The 26,357-nt window shown below is 65.9% G+C and carries 19 protein-coding genes; 11 read left to right on the top strand and 8 right to left on the bottom strand.

Features of this window, described 5'->3' with window-relative positions:
* Positions 1-107: 107 nt before the first annotated feature.
* Positions 108-1,589, top strand: a complete 1,482-nt coding sequence (locus L6D89_RS13360; RefSeq protein ID WP_236200038.1) for an ATP-binding protein — start codon at positions 108-110, stop codon at positions 1,587-1,589.
* 931 nt (positions 1,590-2,520) lie between these two features.
* On the opposite strand, the gene fusA is transcribed toward L6D89_RS13360, so the two are convergent.
* Complete coding sequence (gene fusA / locus L6D89_RS13355) at positions 2,521-4,629, bottom strand: elongation factor G (RefSeq protein ID WP_236200037.1); 2,109 nt, start codon at positions 4,627-4,629, stop codon at positions 2,521-2,523.
* A gap of 258 nt (positions 4,630-4,887) precedes the next feature.
* Between fusA and L6D89_RS13350 the strand changes: the two genes are divergently transcribed.
* From L6D89_RS13350 to L6D89_RS13335, 4 genes are all read left to right on the top strand, one after another.
* A complete protein-coding gene (locus tag L6D89_RS13350; RefSeq protein ID WP_236200036.1) occupies positions 4,888-5,391 on the top strand; it encodes a sigma-70 family RNA polymerase sigma factor in 504 nt (167 codons plus the stop codon).
* Positions 5,391-6,326 carry a FecR domain-containing protein gene (locus L6D89_RS13345; RefSeq protein WP_236200035.1) on the top strand — a complete coding sequence of 312 codons (936 nt, stop codon included), beginning with the start codon at positions 5,391-5,393 and terminating at the stop codon, positions 6,324-6,326. The genes L6D89_RS13350 and L6D89_RS13345 overlap by 1 nt, the downstream gene beginning before the upstream one ends.
* 346 nt (positions 6,327-6,672) lie before the next feature.
* Positions 6,673-9,084: a TonB-dependent receptor gene (locus L6D89_RS13340; protein ID WP_236200034.1), complete on the top strand. Its 2,412-nt coding sequence runs from the start codon at positions 6,673-6,675 to the stop codon at positions 9,082-9,084.
* Between the two features lie 240 nt (positions 9,085-9,324).
* Complete coding sequence (locus tag L6D89_RS13335; RefSeq protein ID WP_236175579.1) at positions 9,325-9,984, top strand: DsbA family oxidoreductase; 660 nt, start codon at positions 9,325-9,327, stop codon at positions 9,982-9,984.
* A gap of 299 nt (positions 9,985-10,283) precedes the next feature.
* On the opposite strand, the gene L6D89_RS13330 is transcribed toward L6D89_RS13335, so the two are convergent.
* Positions 10,284-10,619: a ribonuclease E inhibitor RraB gene (locus L6D89_RS13330; RefSeq protein WP_024762270.1), complete on the bottom strand. Its 336-nt coding sequence runs from the start codon at positions 10,617-10,619 to the stop codon at positions 10,284-10,286.
* Between the two features lie 207 nt (positions 10,620-10,826).
* Between L6D89_RS13330 and ptrC the strand changes: the two genes are divergently transcribed.
* Positions 10,827-11,018 carry a type III secretion system co-regulatory protein PtrC gene (gene ptrC, locus L6D89_RS13325; protein WP_236200033.1) on the top strand — a complete coding sequence of 64 codons (192 nt, stop codon included), beginning with the start codon at positions 10,827-10,829 and terminating at the stop codon, positions 11,016-11,018.
* A 71-nt stretch (positions 11,019-11,089) separates the two neighbouring features.
* Here the strand turns inward: ptrC and L6D89_RS13320 are convergent, their stop codons facing one another.
* The 3 genes from L6D89_RS13320 to L6D89_RS13310 form a co-directional block, all read right to left on the bottom strand.
* Positions 11,090-13,333: a xanthine dehydrogenase family protein molybdopterin-binding subunit gene (locus L6D89_RS13320; RefSeq protein WP_236200032.1), complete on the bottom strand. Its 2,244-nt coding sequence runs from the start codon at positions 13,331-13,333 to the stop codon at positions 11,090-11,092.
* A gap of 11 nt (positions 13,334-13,344) precedes the next feature.
* Positions 13,345-13,803 carry a (2Fe-2S)-binding protein gene (locus tag L6D89_RS13315; RefSeq protein ID WP_236200031.1) on the bottom strand — a complete coding sequence of 153 codons (459 nt, stop codon included), beginning with the start codon at positions 13,801-13,803 and terminating at the stop codon, positions 13,345-13,347.
* A gap of 531 nt (positions 13,804-14,334) precedes the next feature.
* Complete coding sequence (locus L6D89_RS13310; RefSeq protein WP_236200030.1) at positions 14,335-15,354, bottom strand: zinc-dependent alcohol dehydrogenase family protein; 1,020 nt, start codon at positions 15,352-15,354, stop codon at positions 14,335-14,337.
* Positions 15,355-15,668: 314 nt separating this feature from the next.
* Between L6D89_RS13310 and L6D89_RS13305 the strand changes: the two genes are divergently transcribed.
* From L6D89_RS13305 to L6D89_RS13285, 5 genes are all read left to right on the top strand, one after another.
* On the top strand, positions 15,669-16,583 hold the full coding sequence (locus L6D89_RS13305; protein ID WP_236200029.1) for a LysR family transcriptional regulator: 915 nt from the start codon (positions 15,669-15,671) through the stop codon (positions 16,581-16,583).
* A gap of 575 nt (positions 16,584-17,158) precedes the next feature.
* Positions 17,159-18,394, top strand: coding sequence for a multidrug efflux RND transporter periplasmic adaptor subunit MexE (gene mexE / locus L6D89_RS13300; RefSeq protein ID WP_236200028.1), 1,236 nt, complete (start codon positions 17,159-17,161; stop codon positions 18,392-18,394).
* A gap of 109 nt (positions 18,395-18,503) precedes the next feature.
* Positions 18,504-21,707: an efflux RND transporter permease subunit gene (locus tag L6D89_RS13295; protein ID WP_236200027.1), complete on the top strand. Its 3,204-nt coding sequence runs from the start codon at positions 18,504-18,506 to the stop codon at positions 21,705-21,707.
* A 5-nt stretch (positions 21,708-21,712) separates the two neighbouring features.
* Positions 21,713-23,140, top strand: coding sequence for an efflux transporter outer membrane subunit (locus L6D89_RS13290; protein ID WP_236200026.1), 1,428 nt, complete (start codon positions 21,713-21,715; stop codon positions 23,138-23,140).
* Between the two features lie 549 nt (positions 23,141-23,689).
* On the top strand, positions 23,690-23,890 hold the full coding sequence (locus tag L6D89_RS13285; protein ID WP_024762279.1) for a hypothetical protein: 201 nt from the start codon (positions 23,690-23,692) through the stop codon (positions 23,888-23,890).
* Between the two features lie 113 nt (positions 23,891-24,003).
* On the opposite strand, the gene L6D89_RS13280 is transcribed toward L6D89_RS13285, so the two are convergent.
* The 3 genes from L6D89_RS13280 to L6D89_RS13270 are packed head-to-tail and all read right to left on the bottom strand — an operon-like array spanning position 24,004 to position 26,337.
* On the bottom strand, positions 24,004-25,206 hold the full coding sequence (locus L6D89_RS13280) for a CynX/NimT family MFS transporter (RefSeq protein ID WP_236200361.1): 1,203 nt from the start codon (positions 25,204-25,206) through the stop codon (positions 24,004-24,006).
* Between the two features lie 14 nt (positions 25,207-25,220).
* Positions 25,221-25,676: a nucleoside deaminase gene (locus L6D89_RS13275; protein ID WP_236175901.1), complete on the bottom strand. Its 456-nt coding sequence runs from the start codon at positions 25,674-25,676 to the stop codon at positions 25,221-25,223.
* Between the two features lie 25 nt (positions 25,677-25,701).
* Positions 25,702-26,337, bottom strand: a complete 636-nt coding sequence (locus tag L6D89_RS13270; RefSeq protein ID WP_236200025.1) for an ankyrin repeat domain-containing protein — start codon at positions 26,335-26,337, stop codon at positions 25,702-25,704.
* Between the last annotated feature and the right edge of the window lie 20 nt (positions 26,338-26,357).

Raw genomic sequence — 26,357 nt, 5'->3', positions numbered from 1 at the left:
GGAATCCCCTAGTCGGCGCCGGGTTACTCCGCAGTCCCTTCGCGCTACGCTGCGCGGTATAAAGGCGCCACTGCCTACCCGTCCCCTGCAATCGAGAGCGAGCTTCGATGTTCCAGCCCAAGCCCGACGACTTCCTCGCCCTGCTCCAGGCCATGCCGCTGTGCGTGATCCTCCACGACGCGCAGACCAAGGAAATCCTCTGGGCCAACAACGCCGCACTGGCCGTGCTTGGTTTCACGCTGGAAGAGCTGGTGCCGCTGAAAGCCCCGGACATGACCGCCAAGGCGCCGCAGTACCGCCGCTCGGTCGGCCTGCGCTGGCTGGAAGGCGCGGCGCGCACTGGTCAGCGCACCATCGAGTGGTGCTACCGCTCCAAGCAGGGCGTGGAAATCCTCTCCGAGGCGGTGGCCACCCGCGTGCACCTGCAGGAGCGCGACGTGCTGATGGTGCAGTTCCGCGACATCTCGAAGGAGAAGCAGGTCGAGCGCGACCTGCAGCGTTTCGAGAGCCGCCTGAAGGCCTTCATGCAGGACCTCGCCGAAGGCGTGGCGGTGCTGGATGCGGACGGCAACCTGCGCTTCCTCAGCGAATCCGCCCTGCCACTGCTGGGCGGCAGCCAGGACGACTGGATGGCGCACAACTTCCTCGGCCGCTGCGACAGCGCCACGCGCCCGCGCCTGGAACACCACCTGGCGATGCAGCCGCCGAGCCGCGAGCCCTACTCGGTCAGCTATCAATTGCAGCGCCTGGACGGCGAATGGCGCTGGCACCACGCGACCTGCCGCTACATCGAGATCGAGGACGACCTGGTCGGCCACCTGCTGCTGTTCCGCGACGTCACCGAGCAGGTCCGCGCCGCCCAGGCGCAACGCCAGAGCGACCAGAAGCTGGAATACCTGGCGCGCTACAACGCCATGGGCGAAATGGCCCTGGCGATTGCCCACGAACTCAGCCAGCCGCTGGCGGCCACGCGCAACTTCATCGAGGGCGCGCTGATTCGCCTGGACCGCGAACAGAAGGCCGAAGCCTCCGCCGCCTGGGGTCTGGACAGCGCCGTGCGACAGATCGAGCACGCCTCGCTGATCATCAAGAGCGTGCGCGAGTACGTGGTGAAACTGGAGCAGGCCGAACAACGCATCGACCTCAACGAACTGCTCGGCGAAACGCTCTACTTCATCAGCCTCAAGGCCCAGCCGAGCAACGTGCGCGTGCAACTGGAGCGCTGCGACGAACCGCTGTGGGTGAGCTGCGAGAAGGTGCTGGTCGGCCAGGTGATTCTCAACCTCGCCTTCAACGCCATCGAGGAAATGCTCAACCTCCCCGAGGAGCGCCGCCTGCTGCGTATCCGCACCTCTCGCGAAGGCGACAGCGCGCGACTGTGCGTGCTGGATCAGGGCCCCGGCATCGATGCCGGGGCCAAGGAGCGGCTGTTCGATGGGTTCTTCACCTCCAAGGTGAGCGGCAACGGGATCGGCCTGGCGCTGTGCCAAAGCATCGTCTCGCGGCATCGCGGGGATATCTGGGCGGAGAATGTCGAGCCGTGCGGGGCGATGTTCTGTTTCGGGTTGCCGTTGGCGGATCAACCGTAAAACTCGGCACGACGCTTTTCGTAGGATGGGTGGAGCGCAGCAATACCCATCGCCAGCAACATACCGGCCAGCATGGGTATCGCTGCGCTCCACCCATCCTACATCCGAGACTCGCCGGTAAGTCCGCCACCGTAGGGCGCATAACCTGGAACGGGTTATCCGCCGATACGCCCTGGACCACTACATGTATCCCTATAGGGCGTGCCTATTGCTTCTCGTTGGGTACGTGTGCGCCGCTTCGGCGTGCGCTGAGATATTTTGTTTCGCCCCCTCGGGCGAGTCCCTTTTGGCAAACGCCCCAAAAGGAACCAAAAGGTCTAGCCCCTACATCCGGTTTTTCGCTTCGCGAAAAATACCCTCGGTTCCTCGGAGTTTCAGGGGCCCGCCGCGAAGGGCCATCCATGGCCAGTCGCGGCTTCCGCGGCATCCATGCCGCTCTACCCCTGAAACTCCGATCACCTTCGGCCTCCTGAAAGGGGCACTCCGGAGCGTGCGGGGATTTCTCTGGAAATCCTGATGAGACAGAGCAAAATCCGGAGCAGAGAGCTGTTTCTTCTCCGCGAAGCTTTGGGTTGGAAAAAATACGAAAACCAGCAAACGAATACCCAAAGTCCCTGGCGCGCAACCGCCCCTTACAGGAGGCCCCTCGCTGGCACCATTTTTGGGGTTTGGCGGCATGGATGCCGCCAGAGCCGCGATGGGCCAGGGATGGCCCTTCGCGGCGTGCCCCTAAAATGGTGCCGGCGAGGGGTATCCCGGCAAAGCCGGGCCGTATGTCGGGGCAAGACCTTTGGTTACTTTGGGGCGTTTGCCAAAGTAACTCGCCCGAGGGGGCGAAACCCAATACACCCGGGCACACTGAAGCGGCGCAGAAATGCCAATCTCCAAAAAACACGGCGCCTTTAGGCGCCGTCATTGGATCAGGGAAACCTCAGCCGTGTGCCTTCTTGATAATCGCCTCGGCGATATTCGCCGGCGCTTCGGCGTACTTGGTGAACTCCATCGAGTAGCTCGCGCGCCCCTGGGACATCGAGCGCACATCCGTGGCATAGCCGAACATCTCGCCCAGCGGCACCTCGGCGCGAATGACCTTGCCGGCCGGCGTATCTTCCATCCCCTGGATCAGCCCGCGCCGGCGGTTCAGGTCGCCCATCACGTCACCCATGTAGTCTTCCGGCGTCACCACTTCGACCTTCATCACCGGCTCCAGCAGCACCGCGCCGCCCTTCTGCGAGAGCTGCTTGGTGGCCATCGATGCGGCGATCTTGAACGCCATCTCGCTGGAGTCGACGTCGTGGTAGGAGCCGTCGAATACCGAGGCCTTCAGGCCGATCAGCGGGTAGCCGGCGAGCACGCCGTTCTGCATCTGTTCCTCGATGCCCTTCTGGATCGCCGGGATGAACTCACGCGGGATCACGCCGCCGACCACCTCGTTGACGAACTCCAGCCCATCCTTGCCCTCGTCGCCCGGCTCGAAGCGAATCCAGCAGTGGCCGAACTGGCCACGGCCGCCGGACTGGCGGACGAACTTGCCTTCGATCTCGCACTTCTTGCGGATCGCCTCGCGGTAGGCCACCTGCGGCTTGCCGATATTGGCCTCGACGTTGAACTCGCGGCGCATACGGTCGACGATGATGTCCAGGTGCAACTCGCCCATGCCGGAGATGATGGTCTGCCCGGTTTCCTCGTCGGTCTTGACGCGGAACGAGGGGTCTTCCTGGGCCAGCTTGGACAGGGCAATGCCCATCTTCTCCTGGTCGGCCTTGGTCTTGGGTTCCACGGCCACGGAGATCACCGGGTCGGGGAAGTCCATGCGTTCGAGGATGATCGGCTTGTCGATGGAGCACAGGGTGTCGCCGGTGGTGACGTCCTTCATGCCGATCAGCGCGGCGATGTCGCCGGCGCGTACTTCCTTGATCTCCTCGCGCTGGTTGGCGTGCATCTGCACCATCCGGCCGACGCGTTCCTTCTTGATCTTCACCGAGTTGAGCACGGCGTCGCCGCTGCTGAGCACGCCGGAATAGACGCGGGCGAAGGTCAGGGTGCCGACGAAGGGGTCGGTGGCGATCTTGAAGGCCAATGCAGAGAACGGCTCGCTGTCGTCGGCGTGGCGCTCCAGGTGCTTCTCTTCATCATCCGGGTCGGTGCCGTTGATCGCGGGGATTTCCGACGGCGCCGGCAAGTAGTCGATGACGGCGTCGAGCACCAGCGGCACGCCCTTGTTCTTGAACGAGGAGCCCAGCACCGCCGGGACGATCTCGTTGGCCAGGGTGCGCTGGCGCAGGCCGGCCTTGATTTCCGCGATGCTCAGTTCCTCGCCCTCGAGGTACTTGTTCATCAGCTCGTCGTTGGCTTCGGCGGCGGCCTCGACCATGTGCGCGCGCCATTCGTCCGCCAGCGCCTGCAGTTCGGTGGGGATCGGCTCCTCGGTGTAACTGGTGCCCTGGTCGGCGTCGTTCCAGACGATGGCTTTCATCTTCACCAGGTCGATCTGCCCGGCGAAGTTTTCCTCCGAGCCGATGGCCAGCTGGATCGGCACCGGCGTGTGGCCCAGGCGCTGCTTGATCTGCGCGACCACACGGAGGAAGTCGGCACCCTGGCGGTCCATCTTGTTGACGTAGGCCAGGCGCGGCACGTGGTACTTGTTGGCCTGGCGCCAGACCGTCTCGGACTGCGGCTCGACGCCGTCGGCGCCGCTGAACACCACCACCGCGCCATCGAGCACGCGCAGCGAGCGCTCCACCTCGATGGTGAAGTCGACGTGCCCGGGGGTGTCGATGATGTTGAAGCGGTACTTGTGGTCGTACTGCTTGGTCGAGCCCTGCCAGAACGCCGTGGTGGCCGCCGAGGTGATGGTGATGCCGCGTTCCTGTTCCTGCACCATCCAGTCCATGGTCGCCGCGCCGTCGTGCACCTCGCCCATCTTGTGGTTCACGCCGGTGTAGAAAAGGATGCGCTCGGTCGTGGTGGTCTTGCCGGCGTCCACGTGGGCGACGATGCCGATATTGCGGTAAAGCTCGATGGGCGTATTGCGAGCCATGCTGTGCTCCGTTTCTGCTGGTTGACTGCCGGGCCTGCTGCTGCGGGTCCGTTGCCTGCGCGGGACGGCGGGAGGAAGTGCGGCATCAGAAATTTCTGAGCGCAACAGGCTCAAGGTAGCGCGTCTTCGTGGCAATTCCAGTGCGGCGAGGTCGCCGGTGTCGCAGTCCGACCGGCTGCGTCGCTCCGGCATTGCGCTGCACGGCGGGAAAACCATAAAATGATAGGCATTCTCAAATGAAAATCTGACGCACGTACCGTGGCCCCCGTCGAATCCCCTTCCCCGCAGCACCTGCACACTCTCTATAACGAGCACAACGGCTGGCTCCAGCAGTGGCTGCGCGGCAAGCTGGGCAACGCCTGGGATGCCGCCGACCTCGCCCATGACACCTTCCTGCGCCTGTTGCGGCGGCCGCTGGAGGACCTCGGCGAACGCCCGCGCGCCCTTCTCACCCACATCGCCAAGGGTCTGCTGGTGGACCGCTGGCGGCGCCAGGAGATCGAGCGCGCCTACCTGGAAAGCGTCGCCGCGCTGCCCGAAGAGCGGGTGCCTGGCCCGGAAACCCGCGAACTGATCTTCGAGGCGCTGGAGCGTATCGATACTGCCCTGAGCGAATTGCCGGCGCTGACTCGCGAGGCTTTCCTGCTGTCGCAACTGGATGGCCTGACCTACCCGCTGATCGCTGAGCGCCTGGGCATTTCCCTGGCCAGCGTGAAGCGCTACATGCGCGCCGGCTTCGTCGCCTGCCTGAGCGTCGCCTGATGCGCGAACAACCGCTGGACCCCGGCATCCTCGGCGAAGCCGCCGACTGGCTGGTGCGCCTCAACGAACACCCGGCCAGCAACGCCGATCTGCAAGCCATCGAGCAATGGCGCGCGCGCAGCGCCCAGCACGCCGAAGCCTGGCGCCGCGCCGAAGCCCTGCTCGGCCTGCGCCAGCTGCCGCCGGGGCTCGGCCGGCAGAGCCTGCAACGCAGCGGCCTGAGCCGCCGGCAGATGCTCAACCGCCTGGGCGTGTTGATGGCAGTAGCCCCGGCTGCCTGGCTGGTGGGCCGGCAGATGCCGTGGGCGGAGTGGAATGCCGACCTGCGCACCGGCGTGGGCGAGCGCAAGCACCTGCGCCTGCCAGATGGCAGCCAGATCACGCTGAATACCGGCAGCGCGGTGAATGTCGCCTTCAACGCCGGCGAACGCCGCCTCAGCCTGGTGGAAGGCGAAATCCTCGTCGACGCCCTCCCCGATCCGCGTCCGTTCCTCGTCGACAGCCGACACGGCCTGCTGCGCACCCAGTCCGCGCGCTTCAGCCTGCGCGACCTCGGCGATGCCTGCCGGGTCGCGGTGCTGGGCAAGGAGGTCAGCGTCGAACTGCCCGGTTACGCCAGCCAGGTGGTCGGCACCGGCCAGCAGTTGGTGTTCGGCGCGCAGGGCTTCCAGTCCCTGCAAACCGCGGACGCCAACGCCAGCGCCTGGGAGAACGGCATGCTGCTGGCCCAGGGCATGCGCCTGGATGCCCTGCTGGAAGAACTCGGCCGCTACCGCAGCGGCTTCCTGCGCTGTGACCCGCGCCTGGCCAATCTGCGCGTGACCGGGGCGATCCCGGTTGGCGACAGCGACGCCGGGCTGGCGCTGCTGGCGGACATGCTGCCGGTGAAGCTGCGGCGGCTGACGCGCTACTGGGTGACCGTCGAGCCGGCCTGAACAATCTACGCGTCGCTATCGTAGGACGCATAACTTGGAACAAGTTATCCGCCGTCCTCCAGCGGCGGATAACGCTGGCGCGTTATGCGCCCTACGAAGTGGAAATTTCTGCGCGATGTATTCCCCCCATAGCGAAATATCCGGCCATCTGTAGGAGCGAGGGGGGCGCCTAGTCATTGCTCGCGAACAGATTCTCCGGCCGCACTGGCGTTAGGCGGTTCGCGAGCAAGCTCGCTCCTACAACAAAAGCCCAACACTCTGAAATTTTTTTGCCCGCCCCTGACACCTTTTCCGCTCTCGCCCGGTGAAGAGGAAGACAACCTCTATTCGCCGACAGGAACACTCCATGCTCCTCCGCTCCCGCCTCCGCCCGCACTCCCTAGCCCTGGCCGTCGGCCTGGCCCTGACTGGCGGCGTCGTGCTGCCCACCCTGGCCGCCGAAGCCAGCAGCGAACAGCGCCAGTACGACATCGCCCCCGGCCCGCTGGGCGAGGTGCTGGCCCGCTTTGCCGCCCAGGCCGGCGTGCCGCTGGCCTTCGAGGCGCAGGCGCTGAATGCTCAGCAAAGCACAGGGCTGAAAGGCAGCTTCGCGCCGGAGCAAGGCCTGGAACGCCTGCTCGAAGGCAGCGGCTACCGCCTGGTACGCAAGAGCAGCGGCTACGGCGTGGAGGCCGCGCCAGATGACAGCGGTGCCCTGGAGATGGACGCCACCACCGTCAGCGGCGCCGTGCAGCAGCGCGGCGAGCTGCCGCCCGCCTATGCCGGTGGCCAGGTCGCCCGTGGCGCGCGGCTGGGCATGCTGGGTGACCAGGACATGCAGGACGTGCCCTTCAGCTTCGCCAGCTACACCGCCAGGACCATCCAGGACCAGCAGGCGCAGACCGTTGGCGACGTGCTGCTCAACGATGCCTCGGTGCGCCAGGGCAATGGCTACGGCAACTTCTCGCAGATCTTTGTCATCCGCGGCCTGCCGCTGAGCACTGACGACGTCTCGCTCAACGGCCTGTACGGCGTCACCCCGCGGCAGATCATCGGCACCGAATCGCTGGAACGCGTCGAGCTGTTCAAGGGCCCCAACGCCTTCATCAACGGCGTGACGCCCAGCGGCAGCGGCATTGGCGGTGCGGTCAACCTGCAGACCAAGCGCGCCGACGACGTCCCCACCCGCAGCGTGACCCTGGGCTATGGCAGCGACAACCAGATCGGCGAGCACCTCGACCTCGGCCAGCGCTTCGGCGAGGACAACCGCTTCGGCGCGCGGGTCAACCTGGCCCAGCGCGAGGGCGAGACCGGCGTCGACGACGAGAACCAGCGTTACAAGCTGGCCACCGTCAACCTCGACTACCGCGGCGAGCGCCTGCGCCTGATGACCGACTTCGGCTACCAGAAGCAGCGCATCAACCAGGGTCGCCCGGTGGTCTACGTCGGCACCGGCGTCACCAGCATTCCCCACGCCCCGGACGCCGAGCACAACTACGGCCAGTCCTGGAGCTACTCGCAGCTGGAAGACAGCTTCGGCATGTTCCGCGCCGAGTACGACCTCAACGACAGCTGGACGGCCTACCTCTCCGGCGGCGCCAAGCACACCCGCGAGAACGGCGCCTACTCGGCCCTGACGCTCAGCGACAACTACGGTGCCGCAGGCGGCGGCATGATGGACGCCACCCACGACGAGGACAACAAGAGCGCCATGGCCGGCCTCAACGGCCACTTCGCCACCGGCCCGGTCAGCCACCAGATGAATCTCAGCGTCGCCGGCATCTGGGCCGAGCAGCGCAGCGCCTACACCATGGCCACCAAGCGCTACCCCACCGACATCTATAACCCGGTGCAGACGCCCAAGCCCGCGCCAACCCTTACCGGCGGCGACTACAGCGACCCCGGCATCGTCGGCAAGACACTGAACAAGAGCCTGGCCGCCGCCGATACCCTGGGCTTCCTCGACGACCGCGTGCTGCTGACCGTCGGCGTACGCCGCCAGAGCATCGGCACCGATGGCTGGAACTACGTCGGCAAGCGCACCGCCACCTACGACGAATCCATCACCACGCCAGTCTATGGCCTGGTAGTGAAACCCACCGAATACCTGTCGCTCTACGCCAACCGCATCGAAGGCCTGGCCGCCGGCCCGACCGCACCCAGCAGCGCGGCAAACTTCGGCGAAGTGTTCGCGCCGAACCGTTCCAAACAGGTGGAAGTGGGTGCCAAGCTGGACTTCGGCAGCTACGGCGGCAACCTGGCCTTCTACCGCATCGAGCAGCCCTTCAGCACCACCGACCCGGACTCGAAGATCTTCAGCGTCGACGGCGAGCAGGAAAACCGCGGCATCGAGCTGAACATCTTCGGCGAGCCGGTGGACGGCCTGCGCCTGCTGGCCGGCGGCACCTGGATCGACACCGAGCTGAAGAACACCGCCGGCGGCAAGACCGACGGTAACCGCGCCGTGGGCGTGCCGACCTTCCAGTACAACCTGGGCGCCGACTGGGACGTCCCCGGCATCCAGGGCGCCGCCATCAACGGCCGCGTGCTGCGCACCGGCGGCCAGTACCTGGACGCCGCCAACGACCTGAGCATCCCGGCCTGGACCCGCTTCGACCTCGGCGCCCGCTACGCCTTCAAGGTCGACGAGCGCGACGTGACGCTGCGCGCCAACCTGGAGAACGTCGCCAACAAGTCGTACTGGGCCTCCACCATTGGCGGCTACCTGACCCAGGGCGACCCGCGCACCCTGAAGCTGTCGATGACCCTGGACTTCTGATTTCCCCTTCGCGACAGGGACGTCGCCCCTCCTCCTCCGCCAGTCGTCGCGACTAGCGGGCTCTGCGCGGGAGTCACCGGCGGACCGGCGGCGGCAATTCGGGCTTTCAGAATCAGCAGGTTGCGCCGTTCTGCGGCGAATCGCGCCAGCGCGGCGGCGCCGTTCGGCCGCTGCGTTACTGGATTGAAACACCCTTCCGGGTCCATGCTTGATGCTCGCCCATTTGCCGGAGTTCGCCCCATGAGCGACGCCATCACCATCGATTTCGTCTCCGACGTGGTCTGCCCCTGGTGTGCCATCGGCCTCAACGGCCTGCTGGAAGCCATGCGCCGGGTGGACGGCGAGCTGACCGTCGACTTGCGCATCAAACCCTTCGAGCTCAACGCCGACATGCCCGCCGAAGGCGAGGACCTGGTGGAGCACCTGCAGCGCAAATACGGCAGCAGCGCCGAGGACATCGCCCGAAACCAGGAACACTTGCGCTCCGTGGGCGAGGACGTTGGCGTGCACTTCGACCTGAAGAAGCGCAGCCGCATCTACAACACCTTCGACGCCCACCGCCTGCTGCACTGGGCGGCCGAGTCGCACCGCGACGTGGCGCTGAAGCAGGCGTTGCTGCATGCCTACTTCAGCGAAGGGCGCGACCCGAGCGACCCGGAAGTGCTGCTGGAAGTGGCCGTCAGCGTCGGCCTGGACGCCGTGCGCGCGCGGGAAATCCTCGACAGCGACGCCTTCGCCGACGAGGTGGTAGCCGAGGAGGACTTCTACACCAGCCACGGTATCCGCGCCGTGCCGGCGGTGATCCTTAACGGCCGCCAGTTGATCTCCGGGGCGCAGAGCACCGACTACTACGAGCAGGCGCTGCGCCAGGTGGCACGCAACGCACCGCTGCCGGAGTGACCTGGCCTTTCGCAGGAGCGAGCTTGCTGGCGAACCCGCCTGACGCTGGCGCCGCAGGGGAATCCGCTTCGCGAGCAAGCTCGCTCCTACAAACAGACGTAGGGCGCATAACCTGGAACAGGTTATCCGCCAGCTGTTGCGCGGCGGATAACGCTGGCGCGTTATCCGCCCTGCGGAACTGGCACCGCCGGGAAACCCGCTTCGCGAGCAAGCTCGCTCCTACAGTCGAGGCGCGGCGGGGGCATCCGCCCAAAGAAAACGGCGCCCGAAGGCGCCGTTTCTCATGCTGCGTCAGCCGATCAGAGCGCCGACCAGCCGTCCATCTGACCGCCCAGGTCGGCGGAGTGCTCGGACAGCAGCGCCGCGTAGCCGCTGATGTGCTCGTGGGAGAGCTCCATCACCGGGTAGGCCAGGACCTGCCAGGGCAGCTTGTCGTTGCCGTCGTACTCGGAGTACGCCACCTTCTGCCCGTTCTGCAGCAGCATGATGGCGAAGTCCAGGGCGGACTGCTCGTCCGGGAAGATCACCGCGAACTCCACCTCATGCTCGAGGGAGAGGTCTTCGCCGTCTTCCTGCAGGGCCCACAGGGCATCGCCGATTTCGTCTTCCGGGAAAAGCTGCTTGTCGCGGCTCATGTCACTGCTCCAATTCGATTTACAAAATGCCCTTTTTGGGCACGCCCGCGCAGGATACCCGTCCTGCATGACAGATGCCGGAAAATCTCGCCGGCACCATTGCCTTCGGTGATGTTCACCATCACGGCGATTCACTTCCGCGCTTGCCCGCTCGGCGCGAGGATGCAGCCATCGGGCCTGCGCCCCTCCCACCTCGAGCCTGCGACCATGCACAGCCTAGACGCGGCCTACCGCATCACCTACATCACCCTGGACGAGGTGCAGTTGCACTTCGAAACCCAGGTCGCCGTCACCGACGAGGACGGCGGCCTTGCCCTGCACAGCGCCGCCACCCTGCCTGAAGAACGCCGGGTACTGCGCGAGCTGATCTGCCAGGAGCAGGAACAGCAGGTCGCCTGACCTCAGGAAAGCTTAGACCCTGAACGACAAATGCCCCGCTCGCGCGGGGCATTTGTGTTACCCGCCAGGCATCACGCCTGCAACTGATTGCCGATCGGCAGGGTGCGGATGCGCTTGCCGGTCGCGGCGAACAGCGCATTGGCCAGCGCCGGCGCCAGCGGTGGCACACCCGGCTCGCCGACCCCGGTGGGCGGTTCGGCCGACGGCACGATGTGCACCTCGACCACCGGCATCTCGTTGATCCGCAGCACCTGGAAGTCATGGAAGTTGGACTGGTCGACCTTGCCGTCGGTGAGGGTGATGGCGCTGTGCAGCGCCGCCGACAGGGCAAAGCCGATGCCGCCTTCCATCTGCGCCCTGATCACGTCCGGGTTGATCGCCAGGCCGCAATCCACGGCGCAGACCACGCGGTCGACCTTGAAGCTCTTGTCGGCCTTGCAGGTCACCTCCACCACCTGGGCGACGAAGCTGCCGAACGACTCGTGCACGGCGATACCGCGGCCGCGCTGCTCGCCCTCCTTGCCCTTCTCCAGCGGCGCCAGCCAGTTGGCGCGCTGCGCCACCAACTCCAGCGCGCCGCGGTGACGTGGGTGCTGTTCCAGCAGCTTGCGGCGGAATTCGTACGGGTCCTGCCTGGCGGCGATGGCTGCCTCGTCGATCAGCGTCTCGGTGGAGAACGCCGTATGGGTGTGCCCCACCGAACGCCACCATTGGGTCGGCACGGTAACGTTCTCCGCCAGCGCCTGCTCCACGCGCAGGTTGGGCACGGCGTAGGGCAGGTCGGCGGCGCCCTCCACGGCGATCTTGTCGACGCCATCCTTGACCATGAACTTCTCGAACGGCGTGCCGACGATGAAGGATTGCCCGACCAGCCGCTGCTCCCAGCCCACCAGGTTGCCCTGGGCATCCACCGCCAACCGCGCGCGGTGCAGGAAGGCCGGGCGGTAGTAGCCGGCGCGGGTATCATCCTCACGAGTCCAGACCATCTTGATCGGCACCTTCACGCCCTGCTCGCGGGCGGCCTTGGCGATGGCGACCGCTTCCAGCACGTAGTCCGAGTGCGGGTTGGCGCGGCGCCCGAAGCTGCCACCGGCGTAGAGCTGGGTGATGCTCACCTGCTCGGGCTGCAGGCCCAGCAACTGCGCCACCGACATCTGGTCACCGGTCTGCCACTGCTCACCGTTCCAGATCTGGCAACCGTCCTCCTTGAGGAACACCACGCAATTCAGCGGCTCCATGGCCGCATGGGCGAGGTACGGGAACTGGTATTCCGCTTCGATCAGGTGCGCCGGCTTCTCCAGCGCCTTGGCGATATCGCCGTCATTGCGCGCCACCAGGCCCGGCTTGCTGGCCATGTCGCGGTACTGGGCGAAGATTTCCTTGCTGCCCATCTTGAAGGCCTTGCTCTCGTCCCACTCGACCTGCAATGCATCGCGGCCCTGGCGCGCGGCCCAGGTGTTCTTCGCCAGCACCGCGACACCGGCGAAACGCCGCTCGCTACCGGGAAACTGCACCACGTCGACCACGCCGGGCACAGCCTTGGCCTTGCTGGCGTCAACCTTCGCCGGCACCCCGCCGAAACGCGGCGGATGGGCAACCACGGCGACCAGCATGTCGGGCAGGTGCACGTCCTGGGTGAACTGCGCACTGCCATCGGTCTTGGATGGGCTGTCCTTGCGCGGCAACTGCACCTGGCCGATCAGTTTGAAGTCCTTTGGCTCCTTTAGCTTCACCTCCGCCGGCACCGGCTGTTTTGCCGCTGCCTCGGCCAGTTCGCCGAAGCTGGCCTTGCGCCCGGAAGGAGCGTGGCTGACGACGCCATCGTGCACTTCGATCTGTGCCGCCGGCACTTTCCACTGCTCCGCCGCCGCGCCGACCAGCATGGCGCGGGCGCTGGCGCCGGCCTTGCGCATCTGCTCGAAGGAGTTGGCCATGGCGTTGCTGCCGCCGGTGCCCTGCAGGTTGCCGAACGCCAGGTTGGCGTAGCGCTTGGCGTCGGCCGGTGCGCCTTCGACCTGCACCTGGCTCCAGTCGGCGTCCAGTTCCTCGGCCACCAGGGTGGCGAGGCCGGTGTAGCTGCCCTGGCCCATCTCCACATGCTTGGCGATCACGGTAACGGTGCCATCGGGGGCAATTCGAACGAAGGCGTTCGCTTCGAAATCGCTGGCCGCCCGGGCGTCGCCCAGGTGGCTCAGCAGCGGCGCAAAGTAGATGCCCAGGGCCAGGCCGCCGGCCCCGCGCAGGAACCCGCGGCGGCTGACGTTGAGGATGCTGCCGGCCTCGGCCGGCTGCTGGTCGATTCGGGGTTCGAGCATGGTATCGGTCCTCAGGCCAGGGTCTGGGCGGCGTCGTGGATGGCCGCGCGGATCCGCGCATAGGTGGCGCAGCGGCAGATGTTGCCGCTCATGGCAGCGTCGATGTCGGCGTCGCTGGGCTTCTTGTTCGAAGCCAGCAGCGCGGTGGCCGACATGATCTGCCCGGACTGGCAATAGCCGCACTGCACCACGTCGAGTTTGCGCCAGGCATCCTGCACCGCCTTGCCGGCGGCCTGCTCGGCCACCGCCTCGATAGTGGTGATCTTCTTGCCGGCCACCGCCGCCAGCGGGGTAACGCAGGAGCGCGTCGGCTGGCCATCGATGTGCACGGTGCAAGCGCCGCACAGCGCCATGCCGCAGCCGTACTTGGTGCCGGTCAGCCCGGCGACGTCGCGTATGGCCCAGAGCAGCGGCATCTCGCCGGGAGCGTCGAGTTCATGGTCCTTGCCGTTCAGGTTCACGGTAATCATCAGGGGTTTCACCTCTTCTGCGGGTGATGGGATGGGACGAAGCACGCGGGCCTCGACACGCAATGGATTCAGCCTAGGCGCAAGCGCCGGCCCATGCCGCGACGATACGCGAGGAAGGCGCCGAGCGGTTTGCCTGGTTCTCTGGAGCCTTGCCTGATTCTGCAGGGGATGTAGCAGTGTATAGATAGCTCTATTCCGAGCCTTTGCGGCCAACGCGCGCAGCTGAAGCCCATCGGAAATGCCACTGATGCTCAGCGTAGGATGGCGTGGAGCGCAGCGATACCCATGCTGTCGGCGCACAGGATTGATGGGTATCGCTACGCTCCACCCATCCTACAAACTACGCAGGGTGTGGTCGGTGCCGGCGGCGAGCGATCGCGGACAGAGTCCGCTCCTACAGGGTGTCGAGCGCAAGCGTAGGAGCGGACTCTGTCCGCGATCGTTTCCAGGCCATTCCGAAGCTCAGGCGCAGATTCGTGCGCACAAAAAAGCCACTCCGAAGAGTGGCTTTCTCGCCTCACGGATGCCGGATCACTCCGGCATCTTCATCACCACACGGCCGCCGCCCGGGCAGGTTTCCATGTAGTAGTTGGCGTCGCGGTACTGGGCGAAATCGAACACCCGGTCGATGCTCGGCTTGAGCAACTGGTCGGCGGTCATCTGGTTGATCGCGGTCAGCGCCCGTTGCACGGCTTCGTCGTTGCGGGTCAGGCCGATCTCCGGTTGCCCGGTGAAGTCCAGCACGCAGTGACGGTAGAACTGCAGGTGCTTCTTGAACGCCGCGCAGGCCGGGAAGGCGGCGTCGTTGCCGCCGTTGATGCCGTAGAGGATCAGCTTGCCGCGCGGTGCGGCGACGTCACCCAGCAGTTTCATCTGCGGGCCGGCGCACTGGTCGAGGACGATCTCCACGCCTTCACCCTTGGTGAAGCGTTCGACTTCCAGCACCAGGTCCTGCTCCTCGGTGTAGATGATCTTGTCCGCCCCCAGGCCCTTGAGGAACTCGCGGGTTTCCTCGTGGCTGGTGGTGGCGATCACCTGGGCGCCGAGCGCCTTGGCCAGCTGCACCGCCTGCGGAGCCAGGCAATGGCCCGCCTCGGTGATCAGCACACGCTGGCCGGGTTTGATCTGGGCAAGCTCCACCAGGGCGAAATAGGAGTACATCAGGCCGGTGTAGTGCACCGCCGCCTCGACCGGAGTGAGAACGTCCGGATAGCGAGTCAGCGAGGTGCGCGGCAGGATGACGTGGTCGCCCCAGGCCGGGTAAAGGTTCGGCGAGTTCGCCGGGAAACTGGCCACCGCCACGCCGGGCTCGAGGTCTTCCACGCCCTCGCCCACGGCTTCGACGATGCCGGAGAGTTCATAACCGATGCCCGCCGGCAGCTTGGCCTGATCCGGGGCGAGGTTCTGCCGCCAGAGTACGTCGCGCCAACTGACGCCCAACGCCTGGGTGCGGATCAGTACTTCACCCGGCCCCGGTTGCGGGGTCGGCATTTCCTCGATCTTCAGGACCGAGGCGTCACCGAACTGGTGGAAACGGATCATGCGGGACATCACATACCTCGCCTTTGTAGTGCTTCATAGCCACGGACTCTATCCGGGCTTTAGGGGTGACGCCACCGTTCACCATTGATAATTGACATAAACGGCGATGATTCGGCCCGCATTGCAAGCCTTGTCCGGCGCGGCTGCAAGGCTCTGCGACGGGGCTGCGGGCGGGGCCGGGGCGGCTCTGTTCATACAAGCTCAGACCACACTGCCGGGGCGAGATTCTCATTAAAAAACTAGAAATTGATCAAGGACTTATCTGACAGACTTGACTCAGGGCACGGTCGGCCTCACTTTTCCCCCATCGCCAGGGAGTCCCCATGAACCGCAACGACCTTCGCAAGGTTGACCTCAACCTGTTGATCGTTTTCGAGACGCTGATGCATGAACGCAGCGTGACCCGCGCCGCCGAGAAGCTGTTCCTCGGCCAGCCGGCGATCAGTGCGGCCCTGGCGCGCCTGCGCGGCCTGTTCGACGACCCGTTGTTCGTCCGCACCGGGCGCAGCATGGAACCCACCGCGCGGGCGCAGGAAATCTTCGGCCATCTCTCGCCGGCGCTGGACTCCATCTCCACCGCCCTGAGCCGCGCCGCCGACTTCGACCCGGCGACCAGCAAGGCGGTGTTCCGCATCGGCCTGTCCGATGACGTGGAGTTCGGCCTGCTGCCGCCGCTGCTGCGCCGCCTGCGCTCGGAAGCGCCGGGCATCACTCTGGTGGTACGCCGCGCCAACTACCTGCTGATGCCGCAGTTGCTGTCGTCCGGGGAAATCTCCGTGGGCGTAAGCTACACCGATGAGCTGCCGGCCAACGCCAAGCGCAAGACCCTGCGTCGCAGCACCTGGAAGATCCTCCGGGCCGACTCGATTCCCGGCGCGCTGACCCTCGATGATTACTGCGCGCGCCCGCACGCGCTGGTGTCCTACGCCGGCGACCTGGACGGCTTCGTCGACCAGACCCTCGCCGAGATGGACCGCAAGCGCCAGGTAGTACTGGCCGTGCCGCAGTTCGTCGGCCTCGCCCAGTTGCTCGCCGGCACCGATATCATCGCCACCGTGCCCGAGTACGTGGCCCTGGCCCTGACCGCCGCCGGTGGCCTGCGTGCCGAGGACCCGCCCTTCCCCACCCGCCTGGCCGAGCTGTCCATGGGCTGGCGCGGCGCCCAGGACCAGGACCCGGCCGAGCGCTGGCTGCGCTCGCGGATCACCATGTTCGTGGGTGATCCGGACAGTCTCTGACGCCACCTTCGCCATAGGGCGCATAACCCGGAACAGGTTATCCGCCGGCAACGACGCGGCGGATAACGCCTGGGGCGTTATTCGCCCTACGCGATTGCTGCGATGAGGCTCCAACGTTCCGTTCGCAGAAGAACCTGTAGGAGCGAGCTTGCTCGCGAACCTGCATGGCACAGTGCCCTGGGTGAAAAAACTTCGCGAGCAAGCTCGCTCCTACAAATGCGACGCCGGCCGAGCATCGGTGCGAGGCGATTCCCTCACCCCAGCCCTCTCCCAGAGGGAGAGGGAGCCGTCCGTGCCGGCTGACGCTGTAGTTTCCTCCTGCACCGATCAATCCCCTCCCCCCCCGGGGAGAGGGTTAGGGTGAGGGCAGCCCGAGCGCACCAAACTATCCAATAGAGCTTCCGGGCAATCCCCGTGCCCACTTCTTCTATCTATTCATACGAATAGTGCAAAGGCTTTTATCACTCCACGTGATAATCAAAATTCTCTCGTTCGATTAGTTCCAGAGCCCCCGCGCACGCAGACTCCGCTCCATTAGAAATCCATAAACCAATTAGAACGCCGGAGTCTTTTCCATGGAGCGAAATCTGAACACCTTGCGTATTCCGTTGGCGTTGGCCGCCGTGCTGGTTCTCAGCGCCTGCGGCAAGGGCCAGGAGGCAGCACAGAACATGGCTGCCCCCAAGGTCAGCGTGGCGGATGTGATCGAACAGCCGATCAATGAATGGGACGAATTCACTGGTCGCCTGGAGGCTCCGGAATCCGTCGAACTGCGTCCGCGCGTGTCCGGCTATATCGACCGCGTCGCCTTCCGTGAAGGCGCCCTGGTGAAGAAAGGCGACCTGCTATTCCAGATCGACCCGCGGCCGTTCCAGGCCGAGGTCCATCGCCTGGAAGCCCAGCTGCAACAGGCCCGCGCCAACCAGACCCGCACCGTCAACGAAGCGGCCCGTGGTGATCGCCTGCGCGCCACCAACGCCATCTCCGCGGAACTCGCCGATGCCCGCACCGCCGCCGCCACCGAGGCCAAGGCCGTGGTCGCCGCGACCCAGGCGGAACTGGACAACGCCCGCCTGAACCTGTCGTTCACCCAGATCACCGCGCCCATCGACGGCCGCGTCTCGCGCGCCGAAGTGACCGCCGGCAACCTGGTGAACAGCGGCCAGAGCCTGCTGACCACCCTGGTGTCCACCGACAAGGTCTACGCCTACTTCGACGCCGACGAGCGCGTCTACCTGAAGTACGTCGACCTCGCCCGCAAGGGTGGCCCGGATGCCCGCGGCACAAGTCCGGTGTACCTGGGCCTGACCGGCGAAGACGGCTTCCCCCACCAGGGCCGCCTGGACTTCCTCGACAACCAGGTCAACCCGAAGACCGGCACCATCCGCGGTCGCGCGGTGTTCGACAACGACGCCAACCAGTTCACCCCCGGCCTGTATGCCCGCATCAAGCTGGTCGGCAGCGGCACCTACCCCGCCGCGCTGATCAAGGACGAAGCGGTCGGCACCGACCTGGGCAAGAAGTTCGTGCTGGTGGTCGACAAGGACAGCAAGGCGCAGTACCGCGGCATCGAGCTGGGCCCGAAACTGGAAGGCCTGCGCATCGTCCGCAGCGGCCTGGTGAAGGGTGACCGCATCGTGGTCAACGGCCTGCAACGGGTTCGCCCCGGTGCCCAGGTCGACGCCCAGGGTGTCGAGATGGCCAGCAAGGAAACCCTCGCCAACCTCGAAAACCAGCGTCGTGCGCTGGAGAGCCTCGAGGCGCCGAAGGTGGCCGAGAAATCCGCCAAGCCGGGCGCGCCGCGCGGCTGACATTCCCCCTGTCTTAAACGATTGATGTACCAGGCCCTGTCCCACCAGGGCCTTGGGTGACCTTTGTCCCGGGTTTGGCGAACCGTAGCGTTCGCGACAGGAACCAGCCATGAACTTTTCGCAATTCTTCATCCAGCGGCCGATCTTCGCCGCCGTGCTCTCGCTGATCATCCTGATCGGCGGGGCCATCTCGCTGTTCCAGCTACCGATCAGCGAGTACCCCGAAGTGGTACCGCCCACCGTGGTGGTGCGCGCCAACTTCCCCGGCGCCAACCCCAAGGTGATTGGCGAGACCGTCGCCGCTCCGCTGGAACAGGCCATCACCGGCGTCGAGAACATGCTCTACATGTCCTCGCAGTCCACTGCCGACGGCAAGATGACCCTGACCATCACCTTCGCCCTGGGCACTGACCTGGACAACGCGCAGGTGCAGGTGCAGAACCGCGTGACCCGTACGCAGCCCAAGCTGCCCGAGGAAGTCACGCGCATCGGTATTACCGTCGACAAGGCCTCGCCCGACCTGACCATGGTCGTGCACCTGACCTCGCCGGATAACCGCTACGACATGCTCTACCTGTCCAACTACGCCATCCTCAACATCAAAGATGAGCTGGCGCGCCTGGATGGTGTAGGCGATGTGCAGCTGTTCGGCATGGGCGACTACTCGCTGCGCGTGTGGCTCGACCCGAACAAGGTCGCCTCGCGCAACCTGACCGCCACCGACGTGGTCGCCGCGATCCGCGAACAGAACCGCCAGGTGGCCGCCGGTTCCCTCGGCGCCCCGCCGGCGCCGAGCGACACCAGCTTCCAGCTGTCGATCAACACCCAGGGTCGCCTGGTCACCGAGGAAGAGTTCGAGAACATCGTCATCCGCAGCGGCCCCGACGGCGAGATCACCCGCCTGAAGGACATCGCCCGGGTCGAGCTCGGCTCCAGCCAGTACGCCCTGCGTTCGCTGCTGGACAACCAGCCGGCGGTCGCCATCCCGATCTTCCAGCGCCCCGGTTCCAACGCCATCGCCATCTCCAACCTGGTGCGCGAGAAGATGGCCGAGCTGAAGAAGGATTTCCCCCAGGGCGTGGACTATTCCATCGTCTATGACCCGACCATCTTCGTCCGCGGCTCCATCGAAGCAGTGGTGCACACCCTGTTCGAAGCGCTGATCCTGGTGGTGCTGGTGGTCGTGCTGTTCCTGCAGACCTGGCGCGCCTCGATCATCCCGCTGGCCGCCGTACCGGTCTCGCTGATCGGCACCTTCGCGGTGATGCACGCCTTCGGCTTCTCGCTCAACGCGCTATCCCTGTTCGGTTTGGTACTAGCCATCGGCATCGTGGTGGACGACGCCATCGTGGTGGTGGAGAACGTCGAGCGGAACATCGGGCTGGGGCTCACCCCCGTCGAGGCGACCAAGCGCGCCATGAAGGAAGTGACCGGGCCGATCATCGCCACCGCGCTGGTGCTGTGCGCCGTGTTCATCCCAACCGCGTTCATCTCCGGCCTCACCGGGCAGTTCTACCGGCAGTTCGCACTGACCATCGCGATTTCCACGGTGATCTCCGCGTTCAACTCGCTGACCCTGTCGCCGGCGCTGTCCGCCGTGCTGCTCAAGGGGCACCACGAGCCGAAGGACCGCTTCTCGGTGATCCTCGACAAGCTGCTGGGCAGTTGGCTGTTCCGTCCGTTCAACCGCTTCTTCGACCGCGCCAGCCATGGCTATGTCGGCACCGTCACCCGTGTGCTGCGCGGTAGTTCGATTGCCCTGATCCTTTATGCAGGCCTGATCGGCCTGACCTACCTGGGCTTCTCCAGCACCCCGACCGGCTTCGTGCCGCAACAGGACAAGCAGTACCTGGTGGCCTTCGCGCAACTGCCTGACGCCGCCACGCTGGACCGCACCGAAGCGGTGATCAAGCGCATGTCGGAAATCGCCGGCAAGCACCCGGGCATCGAGCACACCGTGTCGTTCCCGGGCCTGTCGATCAACGGCTTCACCAACAGCCCCAACAGCGGCATCGTCTTCACCCCGCTGAAGGACTTCAGCGAGCGTAAGGGCCCGGGCATGTCGGCCAACGAGATCGCCGCCGAGCTGAACAAGCAGTTCGCGGATATCCAGGACGCCTACATCGCGATCTTCCCGCCGCCGCCGGTACAGGGGCTGGGCACCATCGGCGGCTTCCGCCTGCAGATCGAGGACCGTGGCAACGCCGGTTACGAGGAGCTCTACGCACAGACCCAGAACATCCTCAACAAGGCCCGCGCGCTGCCGGAGCTGAACCCCATGTCGGTGTTCACCAGCTACCAGGTGAACGTGCCGCAGGTGGACGCTGCCATCGACCGCGAGAAGGCCAAGACCCACGGCGTGGCGATCAGCGACATCTTCGACACCCTGCAGGTCTACCTGGGCTCGCTGTACGCGAACGACTTCAACCGCTTCGGCCGTACCTACCAGGTGAACGTCCAGGGCGAGCAGCAGTTCCGTCTCGAACCCGAGCAGATCGGCCAGCTGAAGGTGCGCAACAACCAGGGTGAAATGGTCCCGCTGGCGACCTTCATCAAGATCAGCGACACCGCCGGTCCCGACCGCGTGATGCACTACAACGGCTTCATCACCGCCGAGATCAACGGCGCCGCCGCACCGGGCTACAGCTCCGGCCAGGCCGAGGCCGCCATCGAGCGCCTGCTCAAGCAGGAGCTGCCCAATGGCATGACCTACGAATGGACCGAGCTGACCTACCAGCAGATCCTCGCCGGCAACTCCGCGATCTACGTGTTCCCGCTCTGCGTGCTGCTCGCCTTCCTCGTGCTGGCCGCGCTGTACGAGAGCTGGGGCCTGCCGCTGGCGGTGATCCTGATCGTGCCGATGACCCTGCTGTCGGCCATCGCGGGCGTAATCCTGTCCGGTGGCGACAACAACATCTTCACCCAGATCGGTCTGATCGTACTGGTGGGCCTGGCGTGCAAGAACGCGATCCTGATCGTCGAGTTCGCCAAGGACAAACAGGACGAAGGCATGGACCGCCTGAGCGCGGTACTGGAAGCCTGCCGCCTGCGTCTGCGGCCGATCCTGATGACCTCCATCGCCTTCATCATGGGCGTGGTGCCCCTGGTGCTGTCGTCCGGCGCCGGCGCCGAAATGCGCCATGCCATGGGTGTCGCGGTGTTCTCCGGGATGCTCGGCGTGACCTTCTTCGGCCTGCTGCTGACCCCGGTCTTCTATGTGCTGATCCGCCGCTTCATGGAAGCCCGTGAAGCGAAGAAGCAGGCGCGTGCTGCCCTGAGCCACACGAACCATAACGAGGCCCATCAGGCATGAGCGTCATGACCATCAATGCTGTGAGCAAGAGTGCCGTGAAACTGTTCGTCCCTTCCCTGCTCGCGCTGGCCCTCAGCGCGTGCATGGTCGGCCCCGACTACCAGAAGCCGGACACTGCGCCGGCCCAGTTGGACAGCAATGCCCAGGCGAGTAACTACGACCGCAGCCGTTACGAAGACGCCTGGTGGAAGCAGTTCGACGATCCGGTGCTGACCCATCTGGTCGACCAGTCCCTCAAGGAAAACCGCGAGCTGCGCGTGGCCTATGCCCGCGTGCTGGCATCGCGGGCGATCCGCGACGACGTGGCGAATGACCGTTTCCCCACGGTCACCAGCCGCGCCGAAGGCCAGGTCGGCAAGGGCCAGGTGCCCGGCCAGACCGAGGACCGGGTCAACCAGGAGCGCTACGATCTGGGCCTGGACATGATCTGGGAAGTCGACCTGTTCGGCCGTGTGCGCCGCCAGCTGGAATCCAGCGACGCGCTGAGTGCAGCCACCGTGGCCGACCTGCAGCAGCTGCAGGTCAGCCTGATCGCCGAGCTGGCCGATGCCTACGGGCAACTGCGCGGTGCGCAACTGCGCGAAAGCATCGCCAGGAGCAACCTGGAGAACCAGCGCGAATCCCGCGACCTGACCATCCAGCTGCGCGACGCCGGCGTCGGCAACGAGCTGGACGTGCAGCGCGCCGAAGCGCGCCTGGCCGCCACCGAAGCCAGCGTGCCGCAACTGCAGGCCGAGGAAGTGCGCCAGCGCAACCGCATCGCCACCCTCCTCGGCCAGCGCCCGGACGCGCTTTCCGTAGACCTGTCGCCGAAGAAACTCCCGGCCATCGCCAAGGCGTTGCCGATCGGTGATCCGGGTGAGCTGCTACGCCGCCGGCCGGATGTCGCCTCCGCCGAACGCCGCCTGGCGGCCGCCACCGCGGATGTGGGCGTGGCCACCGCCGACCTGTTCCCGAAAATCAGCCTCGGCGGCTTCCTCGGCTACACCGCTGGTCGCGGTTCGCAGATCGGTTCGTCCGCCGCCAGTGCCTGGGGCGTCGCCCCGAGCATCACCTGGGCGGCCTTCGACCTGGGCAGCGTGCGCGCTCGCCTGCGTGCCTCCAAGGCCGATGCCGACGGCGCCCTGGCGACCTACGAGCAGCAGGTCCTGCTGGCGCTGGAGGAGTCGTCGAACGCCTTCAGCGACTACGGCAAGCGCCAGCAGCGCCTGGTCTCGCTGGTGCGCCAGTCAGAAGCCAGCCGCAACGCCGCGCAACAGGCCGGCCTGCAATACCGCGAGGGCACCGTGGACTTCCTCAACCTGCTGGACGCCGAGCGCGAACAACTGGCCGCCGAGGACGCCCAGGCCCTGGCGGAAGTCGACGTGTATCGCGGCATCGTGGCGATCTACAAGGCCCTCGGCGGCGGCTGGCAGCCGACACCGGCGGCCTGATCAGTCCTCCCCGGTCGAGAATTTCTCGACCGTTCTGGCCCTGCGGTCTGACGCTCCGGACCGCGGGGCTTTTTTATGCCCGCGGCACGGCGCCGACTCCTAGCTATTGGCACGCCTGTTCCAAAATCTGTCAGATACTTAGATGCCGATCAGTATTTTCCGATAGCAAATAAAAATAAGCTGAAGCTGATCCGAATTCAGAATTCACCGACATCAGGAATCAGGGAAGCCCGGCCGTGCCCAACCAACAGGTCGAGAGTAATCCACCCCCAACCGGCAACGCCGAGCTATGCCTGCTACTCCATGGCGTCAGGCGTGGCGAGGTCATCCACCCCCAACTGAAGCGGCTCCTGGTCCACCTGGGATTCGCCGAATTCCGTGGCCTGCGCCTTGCACTCACGGGCAAGGGCTGGCTCCTGCTGGAGCCCTGAGCTTGGGCTGAGCGCCGCTGGCCGTTATGATCCGGGACCGGCTTGCCAGGGATCAAAGGAGTTCGGTCCTACTCTGGCCTAGACTCTCTATATCGGACTTTTCAGACAAGGACCCGCCGTGGACGCCACTGCCCATTTCATCCCGCTCGACCCCACGTCCCTCTTCATCACCCTCGGCATCCTTGTCTTCGGCATGTTCATGCTGGGGATCGGCTTCACCATTCGCCAGCGCCCGGTGGGCGTGTTCCTCATGTGGGTCGGCACGCTGAGCATGCTGTCGATCATCGCCTACCGCATCTACATCGCGACGTCGGTCTGACCGTCTCCCTCGCCTGAAAGCGATCGCGAACGGAGTCCGCTCCTACGAAAGCTCCAAGCCTGCGTAGGAGCGGACTCCGTCCGCGATTGGCATCCGACAACGCTGAATTTCGCCTATTTCTCCATTGCCCGCGCATACCCTCTGGGCGAGAAACGCAACGTCACGCCGAGCATCAGCACCACCGACACCGCCAGCAGGATCCAGGAGGCCTGGAAGCTTCCGGTGCTGTCGCGCAGCCAGCCGGTGACGTAGGGCACGATGCCGGTGACGATGAAGCCGATGCCCTGCACAAAGGCCGCCAGACGCCCCGCCGCACCGGCGTCGGCCAGGTGGTCGAGGGTCAACGTCAGGCTCAGGGCAAAGCACGCGCCCAGGCCGTAGCCGATCAGCGCCACCCAGAGGCCCGGCAGGTGCAGTGGCGCCGAGATCAGCCCGATGAAGCCGCCGAGCTGGATCAGCAGGCACAGGCACAACCAGCCGCGGCGATCCAGCGAGCGGCGGATCAGCAGCGGGACGGTCAACGCGGCAATCACCTGGAAAATGGTCATCAGGCCGATCAACTGGCCACTGGCCTGGGCGCTCCAGCCCAGTTGCCGGTAATAAACCGGCAGCCACGCCACCATGCTGGTGTAGCCGCCATTGATCAGGCCGAAGTACAAGGCCAGCAGCCACGCCCGGCGGCTACCGAAATAATGCTGCACCTTCTGCTTGGGCGGCGCGGCCACGGGGGTTTCCCGCGGGCGGGCCAGGCTCCACAGCAGCAGGCCGACGATGGCCAGCAGCATCCAGGCGCCGAGGCCGTCCTGCCAGCGGTGGAAGTGCTCCGACACCACTGGCGCCAGCACCGCGGCGCTACCGCCACCGGCCATCAGTGACGCCGAATACAGGCCCATCGCGGACGGCACCTTGTGCGGGAACCAGCGCTTGATCACGCCCGGCACGAACGCCTGGATCACCGCCACCCCGCAACCGGCCAGCACGGCGCTGGCGATCAGCGCCAAGCCGCTGTCCAGCAGCAGCCGCCAGAAGCATGCCGCGCCGATAGCCAGCAGGCCGAACAGCATGCCCCGGTTCTCACCCAGGCGCGGGCCGACCCAGGGCAGGCCCAGCGCAAACAGGCCCATGCACAGCACCGGAAGCACGGTCAGCATCGACAGGCCCTGGAAGCCCAGGCCGGTGGCGTCGTGGATATCGGCGAGCAGCGGGCCGATGGAAGTGAGGATCGGCCGCAGGTTGATGCCCAGCGCAACGATCACCAGCAGGCCGATCCAGCCGGCGCGGACACCCTGTTCGCTGCTGGCCGGCCCACTCGCCATGGCGACGCTGCGGCTCACGAGCGAAGCTCCTGCCAGTGCTTGTAGAGCCCTTCTTCACCCACAGGGCGCAACGCACGCAGCGGCACCGCCTGCCACTGTGGCGGCTGGGTCATCTGCTGGTAGACCGCAGCGGTGGACAAGCCGAACGGCTCGCCATCGTCATTGGAATAGGCGAAATACGCGCCCTCCACGCCGCACAGGTGCATGGCCGCAAGGCACATCGGGCACGGGTGGCCGCTGGCGTAGATCACGCAGCCGTCCAGGCGCGACATACCCAGCACGGCCGAGGCGCGGCGGATCGCCAGCAGCTCGGCGTGGGCGGTAGGGTCGAAATCCAGGTGGATGGAATTGGCGGCGCGGGCAATCACCCGGCCATCCTTGACCAGCACGGCGCCGAACGGGCGGCCGCCGGCCTCGATATTGTCGCGGGCCAGTTGCAGGGCCTCGCGCATGAAGACTTCGTGTGACATGGCAGTTTCCAGCAAATCGAACGGATCAATGCGCGCCGGCGGCTTCCAGCATCCTGGCGATGGTGGTCTGGTTGCGCTGGCGGGCGTGTTGCAGCGGCGTGACGCCGTCGTTGTCGGCCAGGTTCAGGTTCGCCCCGGCTTCTATGAGTTGCTTGACGATAGCCTGGTGACGCGGGCCGCCGTCGCTGAGCAGGATGGCTTCGAGCAACCCGGTCCAGCCCAGCTTGTTGACATGGTCCGGATCGACACCGGCCTTGAGCAGCGTCGCCACCACGTCCACATGGCCGCGCTCGCAGGCCGGGATCAGCGCCGTGCCGCCGTAGCGGTTGGTACTGCGCAGGTCGGCGCCGTGGGCCAGGGTCAGCTGGAGAATTTCCAGGCGCCCCGCCGCACCCGCCAGCAGATAGGCGCTGTCGTGGATGCGGTTCTGCCGGTTGACGTCAGCCCCGGCGGCAACCAGTAGCCGCGCCACTGCCACGCGGTTTCCGGCGGTCGCCAGGAGCAGCGGCGTATTGCCCTGGCCGTCGGTCACGTCCACCGCCACACCGCGCTTGAGCAAGGTCGCCACTTCGGCTTCGCGGCCTTCGCTGGCCGCGCCGAGCAGCGCGTCGGCGGCCGCACGGCTGTGTACGTCTTCGGTCTGGATGGTCGGCATGTCCATTGGCGCTCCCCCTGCTGGCT

Origin of the sequence: Pseudomonas pseudonitroreducens (assembly GCF_021603645.1) — a bacterium.
Taxonomy (GTDB): domain Bacteria; phylum Pseudomonadota; class Gammaproteobacteria; order Pseudomonadales; family Pseudomonadaceae; genus Pseudomonas; species Pseudomonas pseudonitroreducens.
The sequence above is the reverse complement of the archived record's forward strand: the minus strand, read 5'-3'. Positions and strand labels throughout refer to the sequence as shown.

Bases quoted from the DNA above. Each gene is read 5' to 3' on its own strand.
- L6D89_RS13360 (WP_236200038.1), top strand. From the start codon at position 108: ATGTTCCAGCCCAAGCCCGACGACTTCCTCGCCCTGCTCCAGGCCATG.
- fusA (WP_236200037.1), bottom strand. From the start codon at position 4,629: ATGGCTCGCAATACGCCCATCGAGCTTTACCGCAATATCGGCATCGTC.
- L6D89_RS13345 (WP_236200035.1), top strand. From the start codon at position 5,391: ATGCGCGAACAACCGCTGGACCCCGGCATCCTCGGCGAAGCCGCCGAC.
- L6D89_RS13340 (WP_236200034.1), top strand. From the start codon at position 6,673: ATGCTCCTCCGCTCCCGCCTCCGCCCGCACTCCCTAGCCCTGGCCGTC.
- L6D89_RS13335 (WP_236175579.1), top strand. From the start codon at position 9,325: ATGAGCGACGCCATCACCATCGATTTCGTCTCCGACGTGGTCTGCCCC.
- L6D89_RS13330 (WP_024762270.1), bottom strand. From the start codon at position 10,619: ATGAGCCGCGACAAGCAGCTTTTCCCGGAAGACGAAATCGGCGATGCC.
- ptrC (WP_236200033.1), top strand. From the start codon at position 10,827: ATGCACAGCCTAGACGCGGCCTACCGCATCACCTACATCACCCTGGAC.
- L6D89_RS13320 (WP_236200032.1), bottom strand. From the start codon at position 13,333: ATGCTCGAACCCCGAATCGACCAGCAGCCGGCCGAGGCCGGCAGCATC.
- L6D89_RS13315 (WP_236200031.1), bottom strand. From the start codon at position 13,803: ATGATTACCGTGAACCTGAACGGCAAGGACCATGAACTCGACGCTCCC.
- L6D89_RS13310 (WP_236200030.1), bottom strand. From the start codon at position 15,354: ATGTCCCGCATGATCCGTTTCCACCAGTTCGGTGACGCCTCGGTCCTG.
- L6D89_RS13305 (WP_236200029.1), top strand. From the start codon at position 15,669: ATGAACCGCAACGACCTTCGCAAGGTTGACCTCAACCTGTTGATCGTT.
- mexE (WP_236200028.1), top strand. From the start codon at position 17,159: ATGGAGCGAAATCTGAACACCTTGCGTATTCCGTTGGCGTTGGCCGCC.
- L6D89_RS13295 (WP_236200027.1), top strand. From the start codon at position 18,504: ATGAACTTTTCGCAATTCTTCATCCAGCGGCCGATCTTCGCCGCCGTG.
- L6D89_RS13290 (WP_236200026.1), top strand. From the start codon at position 21,713: ATGACCATCAATGCTGTGAGCAAGAGTGCCGTGAAACTGTTCGTCCCT.
- L6D89_RS13280 (WP_236200361.1), bottom strand. From the start codon at position 25,206: ATGGCGAGTGGGCCGGCCAGCAGCGAACAGGGTGTCCGCGCCGGCTGG.
- L6D89_RS13275 (WP_236175901.1), bottom strand. From the start codon at position 25,676: ATGTCACACGAAGTCTTCATGCGCGAGGCCCTGCAACTGGCCCGCGAC.
- L6D89_RS13270 (WP_236200025.1), bottom strand. From the start codon at position 26,337: ATGGACATGCCGACCATCCAGACCGAAGACGTACACAGCCGTGCGGCC.